Origin of the sequence: Rhodococcus sp. SORGH_AS_0303 (assembly GCF_030819335.1) — a bacterium.
Taxonomy (GTDB): Bacteria; Actinomycetota; Actinomycetes; order Mycobacteriales; family Mycobacteriaceae; genus Rhodococcoides.
This window is the reverse complement of record NZ_JAUTBO010000001.1, coordinates 383,414-403,209: the sequence shown is the minus strand read 5'-3', so window position 1 is coordinate 403,209 and position 19,796 is coordinate 383,414. Positions and strand designations below refer to the sequence as shown.

At 68.6% G+C, this 19,796-nt stretch carries 20 protein-coding genes and 1 pseudogene; 13 read left to right on the top strand and 8 right to left on the bottom strand.

Annotation, left to right across the window (positions count from 1 at the left end):
* Positions 1-23: 23 nt before the first annotated feature.
* From QE449_RS01910 to QE449_RS01885, 6 genes and pseudogenes are all read left to right on the top strand, one after another.
* On the top strand, positions 24-1,055 hold the full coding sequence (locus QE449_RS01910) for an oxidoreductase (protein WP_373428248.1): 1,032 nt from the start codon (positions 24-26) through the stop codon (positions 1,053-1,055).
* Positions 1,045-2,007, top strand: a complete 963-nt coding sequence (locus QE449_RS01905; RefSeq protein WP_373428247.1) for a DNA-3-methyladenine glycosylase — start codon at positions 1,045-1,047, stop codon at positions 2,005-2,007. The genes QE449_RS01910 and QE449_RS01905 overlap by 11 nt, the downstream gene beginning before the upstream one ends.
* A 175-nt stretch (positions 2,008-2,182) precedes the next feature.
* The gene (locus QE449_RS01900) at positions 2,183-2,701 is read left to right on the top strand and encodes a VOC family protein (RefSeq protein WP_307108089.1); all 519 of its coding nucleotides are present in this window, start codon (positions 2,183-2,185) and stop codon (positions 2,699-2,701) included.
* Positions 2,702-2,762: 61 nt separating this feature from the next.
* Positions 2,763-3,710 (top strand): aldo/keto reductase, encoded by a 948-nt coding sequence (locus QE449_RS01895; protein WP_307108088.1) that lies wholly within the window; start codon positions 2,763-2,765, stop codon positions 3,708-3,710.
* Between the two features lie 10 nt (positions 3,711-3,720).
* Positions 3,721-4,206 (top strand): DUF309 domain-containing protein, encoded by a 486-nt coding sequence (locus QE449_RS01890; protein ID WP_222632303.1) that lies wholly within the window; start codon positions 3,721-3,723, stop codon positions 4,204-4,206.
* Positions 4,207-4,256: 50 nt separating this feature from the next.
* Positions 4,257-5,520: pseudogene (locus QE449_RS01885) on the top strand (multidrug effflux MFS transporter).
* Between the two features lies 1 nt (position 5,521).
* On the opposite strand, the gene QE449_RS01880 reads toward QE449_RS01885, so the two are convergent.
* From QE449_RS01880 to QE449_RS01865, 4 genes are all read right to left on the bottom strand, one after another.
* Positions 5,522-6,286, bottom strand: coding sequence for a deoxyribonuclease IV (locus tag QE449_RS01880; RefSeq protein WP_307108087.1), 765 nt, complete (start codon positions 6,284-6,286; stop codon positions 5,522-5,524).
* A gap of 9 nt (positions 6,287-6,295) precedes the next feature.
* Positions 6,296-6,637: a carboxymuconolactone decarboxylase family protein gene (locus QE449_RS01875; protein WP_051613431.1), complete on the bottom strand. Its 342-nt coding sequence runs from the start codon at positions 6,635-6,637 to the stop codon at positions 6,296-6,298.
* 41 nt (positions 6,638-6,678) lie between these two features.
* Positions 6,679-7,662 (bottom strand): NADPH:quinone oxidoreductase family protein, encoded by a 984-nt coding sequence (locus QE449_RS01870; protein ID WP_027506074.1) that lies wholly within the window; start codon positions 7,660-7,662, stop codon positions 6,679-6,681.
* A 95-nt stretch (positions 7,663-7,757) separates the two neighbouring features.
* On the bottom strand, positions 7,758-10,004 hold the full coding sequence (locus QE449_RS01865; protein WP_307108086.1) for a bifunctional diguanylate cyclase/phosphodiesterase: 2,247 nt from the start codon (positions 10,002-10,004) through the stop codon (positions 7,758-7,760).
* Between the two features lie 223 nt (positions 10,005-10,227).
* Between QE449_RS01865 and QE449_RS01860 the strand changes: the two genes are divergently transcribed.
* Positions 10,228-10,833: a TetR/AcrR family transcriptional regulator gene (locus QE449_RS01860; RefSeq protein ID WP_051613430.1), complete on the top strand. Its 606-nt coding sequence runs from the start codon at positions 10,228-10,230 to the stop codon at positions 10,831-10,833.
* On the top strand, positions 10,830-12,038 hold the full coding sequence (locus QE449_RS01855) for an acetyl-CoA C-acetyltransferase (RefSeq protein ID WP_222632311.1): 1,209 nt from the start codon (positions 10,830-10,832) through the stop codon (positions 12,036-12,038). The genes QE449_RS01860 and QE449_RS01855 overlap by 4 nt, the downstream gene beginning before the upstream one ends.
* 32 nt (positions 12,039-12,070) lie before the next feature.
* On the opposite strand, the gene QE449_RS01850 is transcribed toward QE449_RS01855, so the two are convergent.
* Positions 12,071-13,258 (bottom strand): AAA family ATPase, encoded by a 1,188-nt coding sequence (locus QE449_RS01850; RefSeq protein WP_307108085.1) that lies wholly within the window; start codon positions 13,256-13,258, stop codon positions 12,071-12,073.
* A gap of 239 nt (positions 13,259-13,497) precedes the next feature.
* On the opposite strand from QE449_RS01850, the gene QE449_RS01845 reads away from it, so the two are divergent.
* Positions 13,498-13,974 (top strand): alpha-isopropylmalate synthase regulatory domain-containing protein, encoded by a 477-nt coding sequence (locus tag QE449_RS01845; protein WP_307097037.1) that lies wholly within the window; start codon positions 13,498-13,500, stop codon positions 13,972-13,974.
* 18 nt (positions 13,975-13,992) lie between these two features.
* Here the strand turns inward: QE449_RS01845 and QE449_RS01840 are convergent, their stop codons facing one another.
* Positions 13,993-14,472 (bottom strand): MarR family winged helix-turn-helix transcriptional regulator, encoded by a 480-nt coding sequence (locus tag QE449_RS01840; RefSeq protein WP_307108084.1) that lies wholly within the window; start codon positions 14,470-14,472, stop codon positions 13,993-13,995.
* A 55-nt stretch (positions 14,473-14,527) separates the two neighbouring features.
* Between QE449_RS01840 and QE449_RS01835 the strand changes: the two genes are divergently transcribed.
* Complete coding sequence (locus QE449_RS01835) at positions 14,528-15,403, top strand: alpha/beta fold hydrolase (protein WP_307097034.1); 876 nt, start codon at positions 14,528-14,530, stop codon at positions 15,401-15,403.
* 23 nt (positions 15,404-15,426) lie between these two features.
* Here the strand turns inward: QE449_RS01835 and QE449_RS01830 are convergent, their stop codons facing one another.
* The gene (locus tag QE449_RS01830) at positions 15,427-16,023 is read right to left on the bottom strand and encodes a hypothetical protein (RefSeq protein ID WP_027506067.1); all 597 of its coding nucleotides are present in this window, start codon (positions 16,021-16,023) and stop codon (positions 15,427-15,429) included.
* Positions 16,024-16,238: 215 nt separating this feature from the next.
* Between QE449_RS01830 and QE449_RS01825 the strand changes: the two genes are divergently transcribed.
* Genes QE449_RS01825 through QE449_RS01815 form a run of 3 tightly spaced genes read left to right on the top strand, consistent with a single transcriptional unit; the run spans position 16,239 to position 19,161 of the window.
* Positions 16,239-17,120 carry a metal-dependent hydrolase gene (locus tag QE449_RS01825; protein WP_027506066.1) on the top strand — a complete coding sequence of 294 codons (882 nt, stop codon included), beginning with the start codon at positions 16,239-16,241 and terminating at the stop codon, positions 17,118-17,120.
* Positions 17,117-18,193 carry a PDR/VanB family oxidoreductase gene (locus QE449_RS01820; RefSeq protein WP_307097030.1) on the top strand — a complete coding sequence of 359 codons (1,077 nt, stop codon included), beginning with the start codon at positions 17,117-17,119 and terminating at the stop codon, positions 18,191-18,193. The genes QE449_RS01825 and QE449_RS01820 overlap by 4 nt, the downstream gene beginning before the upstream one ends.
* Positions 18,194-18,234: 41 nt before the next feature.
* A complete protein-coding gene (locus tag QE449_RS01815) occupies positions 18,235-19,161 on the top strand; it encodes an alpha/beta fold hydrolase (protein ID WP_307097028.1) in 927 nt (308 codons plus the stop codon).
* On the opposite strand, the gene QE449_RS01810 is transcribed toward QE449_RS01815, so the two are convergent.
* Positions 19,143-19,487: a YchJ family protein gene (locus tag QE449_RS01810; RefSeq protein WP_307097026.1), complete on the bottom strand. Its 345-nt coding sequence runs from the start codon at positions 19,485-19,487 to the stop codon at positions 19,143-19,145. The two genes, QE449_RS01815 and QE449_RS01810, sit on opposite strands and share 19 nt — an antisense overlap.
* Positions 19,488-19,796: the final 309 nt, after the last annotated feature.

Sequence of the window (19,796 nt, the reverse complement as noted above, 5' to 3'; positions counted from 1 at the left end):
GGACCGACACAGGGAGACGCCACGTGACCTCGCCGACCGACGATCGATCCGCCACCGAGATCCCGGAGAACTTCCGCGCCCTGGTCGCCCGGCACACCGACGACGGTGTGGATCTGACGTCCGAGACGGTCGACCTGTCGTTCCTGCCGGAGGGCGAGGTGGTCGTCCGCGTCGAGTATTCGGGCGCCAACTACAAGGACGCCCTGGCCGTCACCCCGAAGGGCGGAGTGGTGCGGGAGTACCCCATCGTCCCCGGCATCGACCTCGCCGGTGTGGTGGTCTCCTCGACGTCCGACGGGGTGTCGGTCGGTGACCGCGTCGTGGCACACGGCTACGAGATCGGCACCGGACGTCACGGCGGCTATGCCGAGTACGCGCGCGTTCCGGCCGAGTGGGTCGTGCCACTCGCGGAGGGACTGTCGACGGCCGACGCCGCCACCATCGGCACCGCGGGCTTCACCGCCGCACTCAGCGTGCAGGCCCTGCTGGCGCGTGGCCTCACCCCGTCCGACGGTCCGGTATTGGTCACCGGAGCGAGCGGCGGGGTCGGCAGTGTCAGCGTGGACCTGTTGTCGCAGGCCGGGTTCGAGGTGGTCGCCTCCACCGGCAAGGAGTCGGCACACGACCTGCTGACCACACTCGGCGCGTCCTCGATCATCGGCCGCCTCCCCGAGGACCCCGACGCGGCGCCGCGTCCCCTCGGGAAGGCGCAGTGGGCCGCCGCGGTCGACTGTGTCGGCGGCAAGACCCTCGCGCACGTACTCAGCACCACGAGGTACGGCGGCGCGGTCGCCGCCAGCGGGCTCACCGGGGGAGCCGGGCTCTCGACCACGGTGTTGCCCTTCATTCTCCGGGGAGTGGCCCTGCTGGGCATCGACTCGGTGCAGTTGCCCATCGAGGCCCGACGCACCCTGTGGAACGGCCTGGCCGGTTCCCTGCGCCCGAGTCGGCTCGCCGAGGTCACCACCGAGGTGACTCTCGACGAGGTGGCGGGAGTGCTCGACTCCCTGCGCGACGGGGCCACCATCGGTCGCACCCTCGTCCGTGTCGGCTAGCTCGTTTCCCGTGCTCGACCCCGGACACACTTCCCGCGGCGGCGCGGTGGAGATCACTCTCACCTCGGATCGCCCACTCGCCCTGCGGTATTCGTTGTCGCCACACCGCCGCGGAGCGGGCGATCCCGCCCATCGGGTGGAGGCCGACGGATCCATCTGGCGCACCTCACGGTTTCGCACGGGGCCGGTGACGTATCGCCTGCGCCAGGTGGACCGGTTCGAGGTGACCTGCGAGGTCTGGGGCGCCGGCTCAGCGGAGTTCCTCGACTCTCTTCCAGGGCTCGTGGGCATGGAGGACGACGCCGACGGATTCGCGCCCGAGCACCGCATCCTCGCCGAGGCGCATCGTCGATTTCCCCATCTGCGCATCGGCCGCACCGGGCAGGTCATGGAAGCGCTGGTCCCGGCCGTTCTGGAGCAGAAGGTGCACGGGGTCGCCGCCTTCGCGGCATGGCGCTACCTGCTCTCGAAGTTCGGCGAGCCGGCACCGGGACCGGCGCCCGCGGGAATGCGGGTACCGCCGCCCGCCGAGGTCTGGCGACGGGTGCCGTCCTGGGAGTTCCACCGGGCGAACGTGGATCCGAAACGCTCCAAGACGATCGTGCGGAGCGCCGCCCTGGCCGACAAGCTCGAACCGATCGTGTCCATGACGAGGGAGGATGCCGAGCGCCGGTTGCGCCACGTTCCCGGAATCGGCGTGTGGACCGCGGCCGAGGTGATGCAACGGGCGCTGGGAGATGCGGACGCTCTGTCCGTCGGCGACTACCACCTGGCGTCGGTGATCGGATGGACGTTGACGGGGGCACCGATGACGGACGACGAGATGCTCGAGTACCTGGCGCCGATCCGGCCGCACCGCTATCGCGCGGTACGTCTGATCGAGGTCAGCGGAACGGCCCTGCGCCCGAAGTTCGGTCCGCGCACCGTGGTCACCGACCACCGCCATCACTGACGGACGCTGCGAGGTGTGTGCATACAGGTACTGGTGAGCCCACACGATCTCCCGCACGCAGGAGCGGGTGTTCGGTTCACGCAGGCTGTGTCCACGCGGCTGCGGGAACAACCGGGGTACAGTTTAAGTTGAAGCTTCAAGCTAGCGACAACGCCTCGATCCGAAGGGACCTCTCATGGCCATCTCCCGTCTGAACCACGCCGTGCTCTACGTGCGCGACGCCCAGCGCAGCGCACGCTTCTACTCGGACGTGCTCGGTTTCCGCGTCGTCATGTCCATGGGCGATCGCGCCGTGTTCGTGCAGGCGCCGGACAGCACGAACGACCACGACCTCGGCCTGTTCTCCGTCGGCGACGGAGCGGGCGCGTCCCCGGCCGGCCGCAGCACCGTCGGGCTCTACCACCTGGCCTGGGAGGTGCAGACGCTGTCCGATCTCGTCGACCTGCGGGAGAAGCTGGCCACCGCGGGCGCACTGGTCGGCGCATCCGATCACTCGACGTCCAAGAGTCTCTACGGCCAGGATCCCGACGGCATCGAGTTCGAGATCGCCTGGCTCGTTCCCGCGGACCGCGTCGACGACGCCGTCCTCCACGGTCGTTCCAGCATCGCTCCGCTGGACCTCGACGCGGAGATCGCTCGTTACGGCGCCGACACCACGGGCGGCATCGGCGTCAGCACGGCGGCGCTGTCCTGACGGACGCCTCTCACCCGGTGCCGGGCGGAAATAGCGACGGCTCACAGGTGTTGCACCGAACATGACTCGTATCGGAACCTCGGACCTGGACGTCTTCCCGCTCGCACTCGGTGCCAACACCTTCGGATGGACGAGCGACGAGCCGGACTCGCACCGCATCATCGAGGCCTTCCTCGGAGCCGGTGGTTCGCTGATCGACACCGCGGACTCGTACTCCGCCTTCGCCCCCGGTAACTCGGGCGGCGAGTCGGAGACGGTGATCGGGAACTGGTTCACCTCGACGGGCCGGCGCGACGACGTCGTCCTGGCCACCAAGGTGAGCCAGCACCCGCAGTTCAAGGGTCTGGCCGCGGGCACGGTCGCTGCCGCGGCCGACGCGTCGTTGCAGCGCCTGCAGACCGATCGCATCGACCTCTACTACGCACACTTCGATGACGCGGACACCCCGCTCGAGGAGACGGTGGCCGCCTTCGACGCACTCGTGAAGGCCGGCAAGGTGCGGTACGTCGGTGTCTCCAACTACACGGCGGAGCGCGCGCGGCAGTGGATCGACATCGCACAGCGCGAGGGGTTCGACGCACCCGTGGCGCTGCAGCCGCACTACAACCTGGTGCATCGCCGCAGCTACGAGCCGGAGCTGATGGAGGTCGCCGAGAAGAATCAGTTGGGCGTCTTCCCGTACTTCGCGCTCGCCTCGGGCTTCCTGACGGGCAAGTACCGCACGCGCGAGGACATCGAGGGCACACCCCGTGCAGCGATGACGTCCGGCTACTTCAGTGACGCCGGCCTCGAGGTCGTCGGGGCGCTCGCCGACATCGCGGACGCTCACGGCTCCGCGATCCCCACCGTGGCACTGGCGTGGCTGCTCTCCCGCAACGGCATCGTGGCACCCATCGCCAGCGCGAGCCGTCTCGAACAGCTCGCGTCCCTGACGGACGCCCCGACGTTGTCGCTGACCGCCGACGAGCTCGACCGTCTGACCGCATTGTCGGACAAGGTCGGCGAGTAGCGTCGTCTCGGTGGTCACGCCGAGACGAGAGCGCAACCCCGAGGGCCGGCCGCAGAACGGCCGGCCCCGCGACGGGCTCGGACGTCCCCTGCCCCGCGGAGCCGAGGGCGTCGAGCGCATTCCGGACGACGTCCAGCTCCCGCCGGTCGAGTCCCTGGTCCGTGCCCAGCAGCTCCTCGACGACGGCATGCCCTTCCACGCGCACGAGATCCTCGAAGGCACGTGGAAGATCAGTACGCCAGGGGAACGTGCACTGTGGCAGGGCCTGGCCCAGCTCGCCGTCGGTCTCACCCACCTGCTGCGGGGGAATAGCGTGGGAGCCACCTCGCTGTTGACGCAGGGACGTGATCGCATCGGGACGTACGCCGACGCACCCCACGACATCGACATCGCGGGCCTGATGCGGTGGGCCGACCTTCTGGTGGCTGCGCTGGACCGCGGGGAGTCCCCCGTTCCGACAGTCCCGCACCTCACGCATCGCCGACAGTTCACCTGACCGTCACACGGATCGGGAACACATCGCGGCCGCACGGTGCTGCACCCCGGGTGACGACAGACTCCCGCACCACCTCGGCGACTCCCGGCACGGCAGTCGGTACCTCCGACCAGCCGGCCGCACCCTCCAGGCTTCGCACCATCCTGGTTCTCGGCGCCCTCGTCGCACTGGGGCCGCTCACGATCGACGTCTACCTCCCGGCGCTGCCCGCGATCACCGAGGACCTCGGGTCCACGGATGCCGCGGTGCAGTTCACCCTCACCGGCACCCTCATCGGACTGGCCGTGGGACAGCTGGTGATCGGGCCGCTCTCGGACTCCCTGGGACGTCGACGGCCCCTCATCGCCGGAACGATGATCCACATCGTCGCGTCGCTCCTGTGCATGATCGCTCCGACCGTCGGCGTCCTGGGTGTGACCCGAGCCCTGCAGGGCTTCGGTGCCGCCGCCGCCATGGTCATCGCGATCGCCATCGTCCGCGACCTGTTCGACGGCAGGGCCCGCCGCCACCGTGATGTCGCGTCTGGTCCTGGTCATGGGCGTCGCGCCGATCGTGGCACCCAGCCTCGGCAGCCTCGTCCTCATCCACGGGTCGTGGCGCGGCGTGTTCGCCGGGCTCGCGGTCGTGGGTGCCGCCCTCATGCTCGTGGCGATGTTCCTGCTGAAGGAGACGCTCCCCGAGGAGCGTCGTCGACCCAACGAGTTCCTGCCCGTCCTGCGCACCTACGGATCGTTGCTCGGCGACCGACGGTTCGTGGTTCTCGTTCTCGTGGCCGGCCTCGGTATGTCCGCGCTGTTCGCCTACATCTCCGGCAGCTCGTTCGTGCTGCAGGACGGCTACGGACTCGGCGAGCAGCAGTTCGCCCTGGTGTTCGGCATCGGCGCCGTCGCACTGATCAGCGCGTCGCAACTCAACGTCCTGGCGCTGCAGCGCTTCACCCCGCAGCGGATCGTCACCGTGGCACTGGTCGCGATGGCCGCGTCCGGCGCCGCCCTCATCATCACCACGACCACCGGATTCGGCGGCATCGTCGGATTCATGGTGCCCGTGCTGTTCGTGCTGGCGTCGGCAGGATTCGTCATGCCCAACTCCCCGGCGCTCGCCCTGTCACGCCACGGTGAGGCCGCCGGCACCGCCGCCGCTCTGCTGGGTGCCGCGCAGTTCGGCATCGGTGCGCTCATCGCGCCTCTGGTGGGCGTCCTCGGCAACGACGGCCCAGCCATGGCCATCGCGATGACCGGTGGCGCGACCATCGCGCTGCTCGCTCTCGCGAGCGTCCGGTCCGAGAAGCCGGTACCCGCCGACGCAGTCTGACTCAGAGCGAGCGGAGGTACGCGACGTCGTCCTTCATGCCGTCGGCGGGCGTCTCCAGCATCACCGGAGCATCCGCCGCGGCGGCGACGGCGGCCAGCACCTCGGCCTCGATCTCGCCGCTCTCGAGATTGGCGTGACGGTCGCGAGCCGAATCGAACTCGTCGCGAGAGTTGTTCAGGTGCACCAGGTCGATGCGTCCGGTGATCGCCCTGACGCGCTCCACGGCGTCCACGAGGTCCTCGCCGCCGGCCCAGGCGTGGCACGTGTCGAGGCAGAACCCTGCTCCGAACTCCCCGACGGCGTCCCAGAGGCGAGCGATGGCGTCGAAGCGCCGCGCCATCGCGGAGTCGCCGCCGGCGGTGTTCTCGATCCAGATCGGAACCGCGAATCCACCGGACTCGGCCTGCCGTTCGAACAGCTTGCGCCAGTTGGCCACTCCCTCGGCGGGATCCTCCCCGTCGCGAACGTGTCCACCGTGGACCACCAACCCGAGGGCACCGATCTCTGCGGCCACGTCGGCCTGCTGCGCGACGGCCTTGCGGGACGGGATGCGGATGCGGTTGTTCAGGCTCGCGACGTTGATGACGTAGGACGAGTGGACGACGATGTCGACCGCACTGTCCCGGACCGCCTCCAACCCCGAACCGACAACGGGCTTGTTCCACTTCTGCGGGTCCGTGAGGAACAGTTGCACCAGGTCGACGTCGAGATCCTCGGCCTCGCCGAGCGGGTTCTCCGAGTTGCGGACGTGTGCACCGATACGCATGTCCCGACCTTACTCGAGCGGACCCAGCTCCTCGTCGAGTACTCGCTGCACCACCCGCATCGCTGCGAGCGCCGCCGGCGCGCCGCAGTAGCCACTGGCGTGGACCACGGACTCCACGATCTCCTCGCGGGTCAGACCGTTGGTGAGTGCGCCCCGGATGTGCCCGCCGAGCTCCTGCTCGGCCCGGAGGGCGATCAGCATGCCGATGTTCAGCAGGCTCCGACTCCGTCGGTCGAGGCCCGGCCTGTTCCACACGGCGTCCCACACGTGCTCGGTGACGTGGCGTTGCAACGCTTCCGAGTCGGTGCCCGTGCTGTTCTCGAGGGCGGCCGCGACGAAGGTATCGCCCATCACCTCGCGGCGGACCGCGAGACCGTCCCGATAGGCATCACTCACTGCAGCGTCACCACGACTTTGCCTGTGGCGGTCCGGTTCTCGAGAGATGCGATGGCCTCGCCGGCCTTGTCGAGTGGGTACACCACCGGCTCCGGCGCCACCAGCGCGCCCGAGGCGAACAGCGGCTCGAGCTCGGCCCACTGCGTCGTCGTGTAACCGGGCCGGCTCATCCACCACGCACCCCATCCGGCGCCGACGACCTCGACGTTGCTCAGCAGCAGTCGGTTGACCTTGACCGTCGGGATGTCGCCACCGGTGAAGCCGATGACCACGAGTCGACCCGCAGGCGCCAGCGATCGGATGCTGTCGGTGAAGCGATCCCCACCGACGGGGTCGATGACGATGTCGACTCCGCGGCCACCGGTGAGTTCCTTGACCGTGTCCTTCCAGCCCTCGCCGTTCGGGCCCTGCAGCATCACCACATCGGTGGCGCCCGCGGCGCGAGCGACCTCGGCCTTGGCCTCGCTGCTCACCACCGCGATGGTGCGTGACGCTCCCAGTACCGGGGCGAGTCGCAGCGTCGATGTCCCGATGCCGCCACCGGCGCCGTGGACCAGGACGGTCTCGCCCTCGGCCAGACGTCCGCGCTCGCGGAGGGCGAAGTGCACCGTCAGATCGTTGAACAGCAGTCCCGCACCGGCCTCGAACGAGACGGCGTCGGGCAGCGCGAAGACGAGGTCGGGGGTCGCCACCGCCACCTCGGCCATACCGCCGCCGAATCCGGTCAGCGCCGCCACTCGGTCACCGGGCGCGAATCCCGAGCCCTCGGGCGCGGACCGCACGACACCGGCGACCTCGCTTCCGGGCACGAACGGCAGGTCCGGCTTGTACTGGTAGAGCCCACGACTGAGCAGTGCGTCGGGGAAGGCCACGCCGGCCGCACGCACGTCGATCACCACGCCGTCGCCGGTGGGCTCGTCGAGATCGGTGAGGGTGAGGGCTTCGGGGCCTTCGAGGGTGGTCACCTGCACTGCGCGCACGGACTGTCCTTTCGCCGGTCGACGGTCGAGGGGTGGTGGTGCGAGTCGACTCGGGCCTCAGGTTACAAAGAACCCGCCGTCGCCGGTGCGCTGGGTCACACAGCAGTACGAGCGGCGCCCACTGCAGAGTTCACGGCCTTCACCGTGCGCACGACGTCGCCCGCGGGGACCGGCCGCGCGATGTGGAAGCCCTGCACCGCGTCGCATCCGAGTCCGCGCAGCACGTCGAGGGTGTGTTCGTCCTCGACGCCCTCGGCCACGATGTGCAGACCCATGCTGTGCGCGAGAGCGATGGTGGATCGGACGATCGCGAGGTTGGCGGAGTCCGACGCGAGCGAGGTGACGAAGGACCGGTCCATCTTCAGCTGCTGCACCGGAAGCGACGCCAGGTACGTCAAGGAGCTGTACCCCGTGCCGAAGTCGTCGATGGAGAGTGAGACTCCCTGCGCGCGAAGCGCTTCGAGCGTGTCGATGGATCGTTCGGGATCGGTCATCGCGGACGACTCGGTGACCTCGAAGACGACGGCGTGCCCGGGAAGGCCGTGGTCGTCCAGAGCCGTTCGCACTCGGGACGCCAGGGAGGAGTCCACGAGATCCCGGACGGAGAGATTGACGGCCACGTCGATGTCCAGTCCCGCCAGCCGCCAGCGTCGGCACGCGGCCATCGCCGTGTCGATGACGAACGAGGTGACGGCCGGGAGCATGCCGGTCTGCTCCGCACTCGGCAGGAACGCGGCCGGCAGCAGCAGCCCCTCGCGCGGATGTCGCCACCGCAGAAGGGCTTCCATTCCCGACACGGCTCCGGTGCGCAGGTCGAGGCGGGGCTGGAAGAACACCTCGAGCTCACCTCCCGTGATGGCGTCCTCCAACTCGCCCATCCTCCGGAGCTGATCGATCCTGTCGATGTCCATCGTGTGGTCGTAGACGGCCAGTCGCGGTTGCCGGGACTTCGCGGCCACCACGGCGGCGTACGCCCGCTGCACCAGCTCCTCGGATCGTGGGTGCGGCGTGTCGGTCGACAGTGCCACGGCCACACTGCTTTCCAGCGTCAGCTTCATGTCCCGCACCTCGAGCGGGGCCCCGACCGCGCGTTGCGCAGCGATCGCGACCGCTACGGCGTCGTGCCTGTCGACGGGGCCCGGCAGGACGAGGGCGAACTCGTCACCCCCGAGACGTCCCACCGTCGCCGACGAGTCCACCGTGTCGACGAGTCGGCGACCGATCTCGGTGAGCACCTGATCTCCCACCGCGTAGCCGAAGGTCTGGTTGATGTCGGAGAACCGGTTGAGATCCACCAGCACCAGGGCCACTCCGTCGCGGCCCTCCGGACCGAGGATCTCGTGCAGCCGGCGCCCGAGCCGGCCGCGGTTCGCCAGTCCCGTGACGGAATCGGTGTCGGCCGCAAGGCGCAGTGCCCGCGACTGTCGTTGCAGCAGTGTCAGGAACGAGGTCATCCGCACGGCGCCGAGGACGACGATGATCGAGGCGGCGATCACCACCGCGGGCCCCCAGCGAGTGACCGGAGTGCCGCGCATCAGTTCGATGCTCATGACGACCGGCGTCATCGCCACGGCCGAGGTCAGCAGGATCAGTCGAGCCATCCCCGTCTGCGCACGACTGATGGTGCTGACACGCGGACGCTCGTCGTGTCGCAACGCCGCCGCACCGAAGAGCACGTAGGACGCGAGCCAGCAGACGTTGAGGATCGTGCTCTCGGCGGGACCGTCCGCGACCACCACGTACGAGGTGTAGTCGGCGACCACCATCAGTGCCGTGGCCGCACCCAGCAGCCAGTGGGTGGTGGAGCCCGCGCGTCGCTTCAACACGACGAAGACGAGCAGTACCAGCAGGAAGACGTCGATCTCGGTGTAGAAGATGCCGAGCCACGTTCCGGCGTCGGGCACGCGCTCGCCTCGGGGACCGGACACCACGACCCAGGACGCGAGACCCACCCCCGCGGTCATGATCGCGGCTTCGAGTCCGTCCGCCGGACTCAGCATCGGGGTCCCCGAACTGCGGACCGACAGCAGGGCCACGACGATGAGGAGGTACCCCAGGACGTAGGCGGCGTCCGCCACCGACGGGAGAGGTACTCCGCCGCCCGAGTTCTCCATCACCGCGATCGCGATGTCGCCGACGACCCAGAACGACAGCGCCGTCGCGACGATCCACCACGAATGGGTGCTCACCTTGCGGTGTGCGCGGATGCCGACAGGAATGGACGCCACCGCACCCACGGCGATGACGCAGTACAGCACGCTGGACACCACGCCGGGCGGAAGCGTCGCGTACACGGCGATCGCGAGCGCACCGACCACGAGAAAACGGGTCGGCGAGGACATCGAGACCATGCTGCCTCTCTCGTGACCCCGACCGACATGGACGGAATGAATGTACCGCCGCAGACGGGCGCGCATCGCGGAAATCCCGCGAAGAGAGCGCGGTCACCAAGTGAATGGTCACTAACCGAATACGGTAAACTGGCTGCTCGCGACCGACGACAGGTGGGAGGCCCGGGTGGTGAACCGTATTGCGGCGGGCTCCGCGTCCACCGAACGTTCACGGATGAAGGCCGAGCGCCGCAGCGCACTGGTCGACGCCGCCGCCGTCCTCGTCGCGGAGCGCGGGTACCACGGTCTACGACTCGAGGACCTCGGCGCCGCGGTGGGGATCAGCGGTCCCGCCGTGTATCGCCACTTTCCGAACAAGGAAGCCGTCCTCGTCGAACTGCTGGTGGGAATCTCCGAGTACCTCCACGCCGGTGGGGAAGAGGTCCTGGCGCGACGGTCGGCACCGCTGCCGACGCTGCACGAACTGGTCGCGTTCCACCTCGACTTCGCCATGACCTCGCCGCGCCTCATCGAGATCCAGTTCCGCGATCTCGCGAACCTGCCGACCGACGCCCAGCGTTCGGTGCGCTCGCTGCAGCGCCGCTACGTCGAGATCTGGGTCCGCACCCTGCGGGAACTGGACTCGGACTGCTCCGAGGACGACGCTCGTGTCCAGGCTCACGCGGCGTTCGGTCTGCTCAACTCCACTCCGCAGTCGATGGGCCGCGTGCCCGCGTCGCTGCTCCGACACCGTTTGTCCACCATGGCTCTGACCGCTCTGGGGATCGACCCCGCCGCATCCACCATCACATCTGCCCCCACCAGTGAGGAAACAGCATGACCGCACCTTCCGGCACCACGTCCGTCATCGTGGCCGGTGCCCGCACTCCCATCGGCCGTCTGCTCGGATCGCTGTCGACCCTCTCCGGCTCGGACCTCGGCGGCGTCGCCATCGCCGGCGCCCTCGAGAAGGCCGGGATCAGCGGTGACCAGGTCCAGTACGTCATCATGGGCCAGGTCCTCACGGCCGGCGCAGGCCAGATTCCCGCACGCCAGGCCGCCCACGCCGGCGGCATCCCCCTCAGCGTTCCTGCCCTGACCATCAACAAGGTGTGTCTGTCCGGTGTCGACGCCATCGCCCTCGCCGACCAGATGATCCGCGCCGGAGAGTTCGACATCGTCGTCGCCGGCGGCCAGGAATCGATGTCCCTCGCCCCGCACATGCTCGAGAAGAGCCGCAGCGGATTCAAGTACGGCGACGTCACCATGAAGGACCACATGGCCTACGACGGCCTGTACGACATCTTCACCGACCAGGCCATGGGCGCCCTCACCGAGGACCGCAACGCCGACACCCGCTTCGTCACCCGCGAGGAGCAGGACGCCTTCGCCGCCGCGTCGCACCAGCGCGCCGCCGCAGCCTGGAAGAACGGCGTCTTCGACGACGAGGTCGTTCCCGTCAGCATCCCGCAGCGCAAGGGTGACCCCGTCGTCGTCACCAGCGACGAGGGCATCCGCGCCGACACCACCACCGAGAGCCTCGCCAAGCTCCGCCCGTCGTTCGACAGGAACGGCACCATCACCGCCGGCTCCGCGTCGCAGATCTCCGACGGCGCCGCCGCCGTCGTCGTCATGAGCCGCGCCAAGGCCGAGGAACTGGGACTGACCTGGCTCGCCGAGATCGGCGCCCACGGCGTCGTCGCCGGACCCGACTCCTCGCTCCAGTCCCAGCCCGCCAACGCCATCACCACCGCCTGCGCCAAGGAGGGCATCGCCCCGACCGACCTCGACCTCGTCGAGATCAACGAGGCGTTCGCCGCCGTCGGCATCGTCTCCACCCGCGAACTGGGCATCGACCCCGAGAAGGTCAACGTCAACGGCGGCGCCATCGCCATCGGTCACCCCCTCGGCGCGTCCGGCGCCCGCATCGCCCTGCACCTCGCCCTGGAGCTGCAGCGACGCGGCGGCGGAGTCGGCGCCGCAGCACTGTGCGGCGGCGGCGGACAGGGCGACGCCCTCATCCTGCGGGTTCCCGCAGCCGAGTAGCCGGTTCCACACCCAAAGCGTGCAGGTCGGCGCTAGTCGGCCTGCGCCCTCAGGTACCGCCCGAAGTGGGGGACGGTGAAGCCGATCGACCCGCGCTCGGCGGAGTAGATCAGTCCCTTCTTGATCAACCCGTCGCGTGCGGGGGACAGCGACGCCGGTTTCCGTCCGAGTTCCACGGCGATCTTCGACGTGGAGACGGGACCGTCGTCGCCTGACAGGTCGGCCATCGCTCGCATGTACTCGCGTTCGGCGGGAGTTGCTCTCTCGTAACGGGATCCGAAGAACCCGACGGCCAGCTCGTCCTCGGCCGTCGGTGCTGCGACCCGCACGTCGTGGACCGTGATCGGGCTGTCCGCGGCCAGATCCCACGTCGCCTTGCCGTACGCCTGAACGAAGTAGGGGTACCCGTCCGCGGCCTCGTACAGCGCGTCGAGTGCCTCGCTCGTGTACTCGACGTCCTCCCGCTCGGCCGGTGCGATGAGGGCGCGGTCCGCCGAAGCGCGGTCCAGGCGGTCGATGCGGTGGTAGCTGAACAGTCGCTCGGAGTAGCTCTTCGACGCGGACAGCACCGCAGGCAGGTGGGGAAGACCGGCGCCGACGACGATCAGCGGCGCCGCGTCCTGGCTCAGTTCGTGGCACGCGCCGCAGATCGCGGAGATGTCCTCCGCCGCGAGATCCTGCATCTCGTCGATGAAGAGGGCGATACCGACGCCGACGTCCCGAGCCAGCGACGCGGCGTCGAGCAGCAGTTCGACCAGGTCGATCTCGATGTCACCGGTGTCCGCGCGCCCCTTGAGAGCGGGCGCGTCGATGCCGGGCTGCCACTTGTCCCGCATGCCCTTGTCTGCGGACGCACGAAGAGCGAAGGACTTCAGCACACCGAGGAACTGGTCCACGCGTTCGGGATCGCGATGCGCCACCGCGATCTCCCGCACTGCCATGTGCAGCGCCGACGACAGCGGTCGCCGCAGGTCCTGGTCGGGGCGGGCCTCGATCTTCCCGGTTCCCCACTTCCGCGAGATCGCCGCCGATCGCAGGTGGTTCAGCAGCACCGTCTTGCCGACGCCGCGCAACCCGGTGAGCACGACACTGCGTTCGGGCCGACCGCGCGCGATGCGCTCGAGCACCACGTCGAACGCGTCGAGTTGCTTGGACCTGCCGGCGAGCTCGGGTGGCCGCTGGCCGGCGCCGGGTGCGTACGGATTGCGAACGGGGTCCATGGCGTGACGGTAGCAACGTCGGTAGCGTTCTCTGCCCTTCTCTAGCGCGTGTTCTAGAACCGAACAGAGAGCAATCGAGAACCGGACCCTTGCCTGTGACGCCGCGACGCAGCTACTCTGGGGCCATGTCGCGCATTCTCGTAGTTCACCGCAGCGGGGTCTGATCTCGGACCGACCCCCCGCTGCGGGTCGAACGAGCGCCCGTCGGTCCTTCCTCTCACCGGAAAGACCCCAGCGACATGAGCACCAGCGCACATTCCCTCACCGAACACTTCTCACACAGTTCCGCTGCCATTCACGCCTCGTCGGCTCTGCCGCACGGGTTGCGCGCGGAGGCTGACGGCATGTCCTTCGCGGAGTTCGTCCACACCTACTCGCCCACCTCGGGCCCCATCCGGCTCGGTTCCGCAGAGTGCGCGCCGAAGGGCGCGGGCAGGTTCGAGTTCACGGCCACCCTCGCCATCGGCGACACCATCCGCAGTTCGTCGATCGTCTGCCACGGGCCCGCCGAGGCCATGACGTCGATGCTCTACGACGTCGGCGTCAACCTCGAGATCTTGTCGTTCCACCAGCAGATCACCGAGACGGGATACGTCACCTACATCCGCGGACAGCAGGATCACCGCACCGCGTGGGCCATGGGGACGGGCTCGGATCCGACAGAGTCGACCGCCAAAGCCCTTGTCGCTGCGGCTAATCGGATGCAGAACCAGTAGTCGGCGATAACACGGCTCTCACGAGCCCGGCGCAGTCGATCTGATGGCGGCCAGCATCGCGGACTGATACCGACGGATGGTTGCTCGGTCGTCGTCCGACAACTCGGAGAGTTGCGTGGCCGCCCTGAGGATCAGCGGGCCGAAGAATTCTGTGCCCAGTCGCTGCGCCTTGTCGGTGACCCTCAGGGCCACCTTGCGGCGGTCACCGACGACCGACTGCCGTTCGACGTGGCCGGCGAGTTCGAGCCTGTCGACGAGTGCCGTCACGGTCGCCGAGGTGATTCCCAGCTGCGTCCGCAGCCAGGACGGAGTAGCCGTTCGACCGTCACGAGCAGCATCGAGAAGAACGATCAATGCCCGCACGTCGGTGCTGTGCATGCGGTGCTTCTCGGCGAATCCCGCACCCAGCAGATCGAGCTCGACGACGAGCGCACGCAGGCCGTGCACCAGGTCCATGACGTCCGTGTCCACCGAAGGGGTTGCATCGACTTCGTCCACGGCATCAGTATGTCACCTATCGTATTACTCGACCATCGAGACAACGGGGTGCCGCATGACAGACGCGATGCAGACGTTCCATCGATCGCCCGAGGGGCGGGAGTTCGCTGCGGCCTACGACCGCGTACTCGGGACGTGGCCGGCGGAAACGACCACGACGATGGTGCCGACACGATTCGGCGACACCCATGTCACCTCGGCCGGTCCCACCGACGGTCGCCCTGTCGTACTGCTCCCCGGATCCGGGGCTACCTCGATGGCCTGGACCGGCCAGGCGACCGAACTGAGTCGTCGCCACCGAGTGGTCGCGGTGGACATTCTCGGTGACGTGGGGCGATCGGTTCCGGCGGGTGAACCCGCGAGGAACGTCGACGACCTCATGCTGTGGTTGGACGATGTGTTCGCCGGGTCGGCACTGCGGCGACCGTCGATTCTCGCTCACTCGTACGGCGCGATGATCGCTCTGGCGTTCGCTCTCCGTCGGCCGGCCGACGTCGACCGCCTCGTCCTGCTCGATCCGAATTCGTGCTTCGCCGGCATGCGCGCCGCCTACCTGGCTCATGCGTTACCGCTCCTGCTGCGACCGTCGGAAGAGCGACAGAGACGATTCACGGCGTGGGAGACGGGCGACGCAGTTCTCGACGCCGACCTGTCCCGACTGTCCGAACTCGGAACAGCCCATCACCCTCGTCGTCGGCCCATCGTTCCGAGGCGGCCGAGTTCTTCGGCGCTGCACTCGCTCCAGGCGACCACGACGGTCGTTCTCGCCGGGTCCAGCCGGATTCACGACAGTGCTGCGGTGCGAGATCGCGTCCAGAAGAACTGGCCGTCGATCAGTACCCGAATCCTCGACGGCGCCACCCATCACACGTTCCCGGACTCACCGAGAGCAGAACTCGGCGTCGCGATTCACGACGCTCTGACGAGGTAGCGACAGCCGTCTGCACACGTCCGTCAGGACAGGAATCGCGCGATCGCGTCGTCCCACTCCCGGTCCCGACGACGGTCGTAGACGCGGGCGAAGACGCTGCGCACGATCACGAGCACGATCGCCACGAGCGCGAGAAGTGCTGCGGCGCCGAAGATGCTGACCACCACGACGTCGACCCCGGTGGGCGGGGGTGCGATGCGACGACCGTCCGCGTCGACGGTGATGGTCACCTCGGTACCCGACGGACTCTGCGCCGCAACAGGAACCGACCCGACGTGCTTCACGCCGTCGGAGGACCAGGTCGCGGGAGCCAACACGGTGGGAGTGACCGCCGCGAATTCGTCCGACGCCACCGGCGCCACGGCGTCCGCGGTGGTCGTGGCGAGCACCGACGAGGACGACGTCACGGCGTCGGCCGCCATGGTCTGCTGATCATGGTAGAGGCTGACGCCCATCACGGCGACGAACGGGACGGCGAGCAGGAACAGCGTCACGAGAAGACGGTGCAGTCGAGCCTCCGCGCGGTCGACGCCTCGAACGAGCGGGTTGCGCGGTGTGCGCGCCACGGGCCGCCGAGTGTCGTCGGTCCCGCGCTCCGCCCTCTTGGAATTGTCCGCCATCGTCTCGTGTCCTGCCTGCGTCACGGACCCCGTGCGCCGTGACGGCGGCGGGTGTCCTGCGTGTCCGACCTTCTGTCCAGCGTCCGCGCAGCGTGTGACCTCGGCAAGGTCGTTCGCGTCACGTCACATGTGTTCTCGCTTACCCGAGGTGCTTTACTGTTACCAGTTGTCATACTAAGATTTGTGTGAACGAAGCCACACCGGAAGGACCCGACATGACCGCCGATGCCGACAATCTCGTGCTGCAGGCGCGCGACGTGCACTTCGACTGGGACGACCTGCCGATGCACTGGATCCCGGGTGAGCCGTTCTCCACACACGCGCTCAACGTGCTGCACCTGCTCCTCCCCGCCGGGGAGGAATGGTTCGTCGAGACGTTCCGCCAGGCGCTCCCGTTCATCGAGGACGAGAAGCTCCGCGAGGACGTCATCGGGTTCATCGGCCAGGAGGCCATGCACTCGTCGGCGCACTCCGGTGTCCTCGAGCACCTGCAGCGCAGCGGACTCGATCCGACGCCGTTCACCGACCAGATGAACTGGGTCTTCGGCAAGGTCATCGGCCCTCGACCCATCACCAGCAGCCGCGAGAAGAACTACCTCGTCGAGCGCCTGGCGATCATCGCGGCCATCGAGCACATCACCGCGTTTCTCGGCGACTGGGTTCTGAACGCCGAGGGGCTCGACCGCGCCAACATCCACCCGACCATGCTCGACCTGCTGCGATGGCACGGGTCCGAGGAGGTCGAGCACCGCTCTGTCGCCTACGAGACGATGCGCTACTTCGATCGCCGCGAGGTCCGACGCCTTCGCACCCAGGCACTCGCGGCACCGCTGCTGGTCTACCTGTGGATCCGCGGAACCCGCTTCCTCATGCAGAACGATCCGCTTCTCGCCGACGGACCGGCGTCCCGGCGCCGTCCCACGCCACTCGCCTGGCGCCGCGCGGCGAAGAAGGGCACCGTGCCGGGGCCTGTCGATCTCGGCCTGCGGCTCTCGCGCTACTTCCGTCGCAGCTACCACCCCAGTCAGGAGGGCTCGACGGCGCAGGCCGTCGCCTATCTGGCCTCCTCGCCCGCGGCGCGGGCAGCGTCGCGATGATCGACGCACCACGCGACCTCCGCGGACGACCTCGGGGCGATCGGGCCCTCGGCCTGATCGGCCTGGTCGTCGGCAACTACCTCGGTGCGATGTCGCGTGTCCCCTACGACCCTCGGGTGGCCCTGCGTCCCCCGGACACCGCGGCCACACTGACGGTCGCGAGTGTCACGCCGGTGACCAGCGACGGCGATGTCGCGCAGATCGATCTCGTCGATGCGGGCGGATCGTCACTGCCGGCCTGGCAGCCGGGCTGCCACATCGACGTGCACCTGGAGGGCGACGCGACGTCGGGACCGCTCCGGCGGCAGTACTCGCTGTGCGGCGACCCCGCCGACACGACGCGGTACCGCATCGCCGTCCGACGCATCGGCACCGTCTCGGAGCGGATGCACGCCCTGCGCCCCGGCGACACGGTGACGGTGCGCGGTCCCCGCAACGCCTTCCTGTTCGCGCAGGAACGCTCGGTGCACTTCGTCGCCGGCGGCATCGGCATCACCCCGATCCTGCCGATGGTCCGCGCCGCTCGCGATCTCGGCCTGGACTGGACCTTCGTCTACTGCGGACGCTCCCGCGAGAGCATGCCCTTTCTCGACGAGATCGAGAGCTGGAATTCGCCGCGTGTCGCCGTCCGCACCGACGTCGAGGACGGACTGCCCACTGTCACGGACCTTCTGGGTCCGGCCGCCCGTGGCGGCGCGGTGTACTGCTGTGGACCGACGCCGATGCTGAACACCGTGCGCACGTCGTTCGCGGGCTGCGGCGCGTCTGCTCTGCACTTCGAACGTTTCGGGGCCCCACCCGTGGTGGGCGGTCGGCCGTTCACGGTCACTTTCGCGAGAAGCGGTCGCACGCTGACAGTTCCCGCCGACAGGTCTGCACTGTCCGTCATCGTGGACGAGGACCCGACAGTCGCGTACTCGTGTCGCCAAGGCTTCTGCGGCACCTGCAAGGTGCGTGTTCTCGCGGGGACGCCCGAGCACCGCGAGACTCGACTGAGTCCCACCGAGCAGCAGGAACACATGCTGCCGTGCGTGTCTCGGGCAGACTCCGACCACCTCACGCTCGACGTCTGATGTCCCCCGCACACCCCACGTCCACCGATTCGGGAGCGTCCATGACCGTCACCCGCCCGTTCGAGTCCGAGCGCTCCACCGTGCGGAACGGTGACGTCGAGCTCGCCGTGTACACCGCCGGCGTGTCCGACGGCCCCACTCTCGTGCTGGTGCACGGCTGGCCGGACAATCACACTCTCTGGAACCACGTCGTCGGACTGCTCGCCGACCGCTACCGCGTCGTCACCTACGACTCACGCGGCGCCGGTGACTCCACGGTCCCCGCACGGACCCGCGGGTACCGACTCGACGCGATGGCCTCCGATCTGCGAGCGGTGATCGACGCGGTCAGTCCCGACGCCCCGGTCCACGTGCTCGGTCACGACTGGGGCGCGGTGGAGGCCTGGGAGCTCGTCGCCGAAGCCGATGCGCCGCTCCGCATCTCGTCCTACACGTCCGTGTCGGGACCCAACCTCGACCACCTCGCACTGTGGGCCCGCTCGCGGCTCCGTAGGCCCACACCGCGCAACCTGGCACAGGTGTTCGCCCAGACGCGAGCGTCCTGGTACACGGTCACCTTCCACGTCCCGCCGTTGGCTCGGGTGCGGATGTACCGCATGAAGCGCAAGGGCTGGACCCAGTTCATCGGCGAGTTCTCCGACGTCCCCGCCGCGATGGTGGAGGAGTCACCGACACTTCTCGACGACGCGTGGAACGGCCTGCGCATCTATCGAGCAAATCTTCTGCCGCGCTTCACCTCTCCGCGGCGTCGCTACGTCACCGTGCCCGTGCATCTGATCGTCAACACCCGTGACGCGGCGGTGCGTCCGTTCCACTACGAGGACACGCCGCGCTGGGTGGCCGACCTGTCGCGAACCGATCTCGATGCAGGACACTGGTCGCCTCTGTCGCATCCGTGGGACATCGCGCGCGTCACGTCCGAGTTCGTCGACGGCATCGAGTCGCGGCGTCAGACCGCGTCGACGTAGACCCAGGCTCCATCGACGCGGGAGAACGTGCTGTTCTCCCGCTGCGAACCCGGTCGCCGGGCACCCGCGTCACGGAAGTGAGCCACGAACTCGACCGTGCCCGTGGTGTTCAGCATGCCGCCTCCGGTGGTGCCCAGGATCTCGAGCCCGGTCCACCGGCGGCGGTCGTCGAGGTCGAGCGCCGACGGTCGAGTATCGGGATGCCATGTGCGCAGCAGATACTCGGCATCGAGCACCGTGAAGGCGGTGTACCGCGAGCGCATGAGCCGCTCGGCGGTCGGCGCACCGATCCGTCCCTCGAGCAAGGGTCCACAGCACTCGGACATCGGTAGGGGGCGGCCGCAGGGGCAGTCGTCGTGCACCGATGCAGGTTATCCAATGCCGAGACGCTCGCCGGTTCCGCTGGAGCGCCGCCGTGCGTGTATTCGCACCCGACCACGCCGAATTCTGCCGGACGGCAGAATTCACCAAAATAATGTGGCGAGAGCTGCATCGCCTGCCTCGATCTACGGCGGGCCGCCGTTCGACGTCAGATCCTGCAGTGATCTACCGCCATCGCTGGATACGTGTATGTCTACCTGTGCACGCAGCGTCGCCGACTCCGCGCGAGGTCGAGTGGGAGCGGGTGGTCGCGG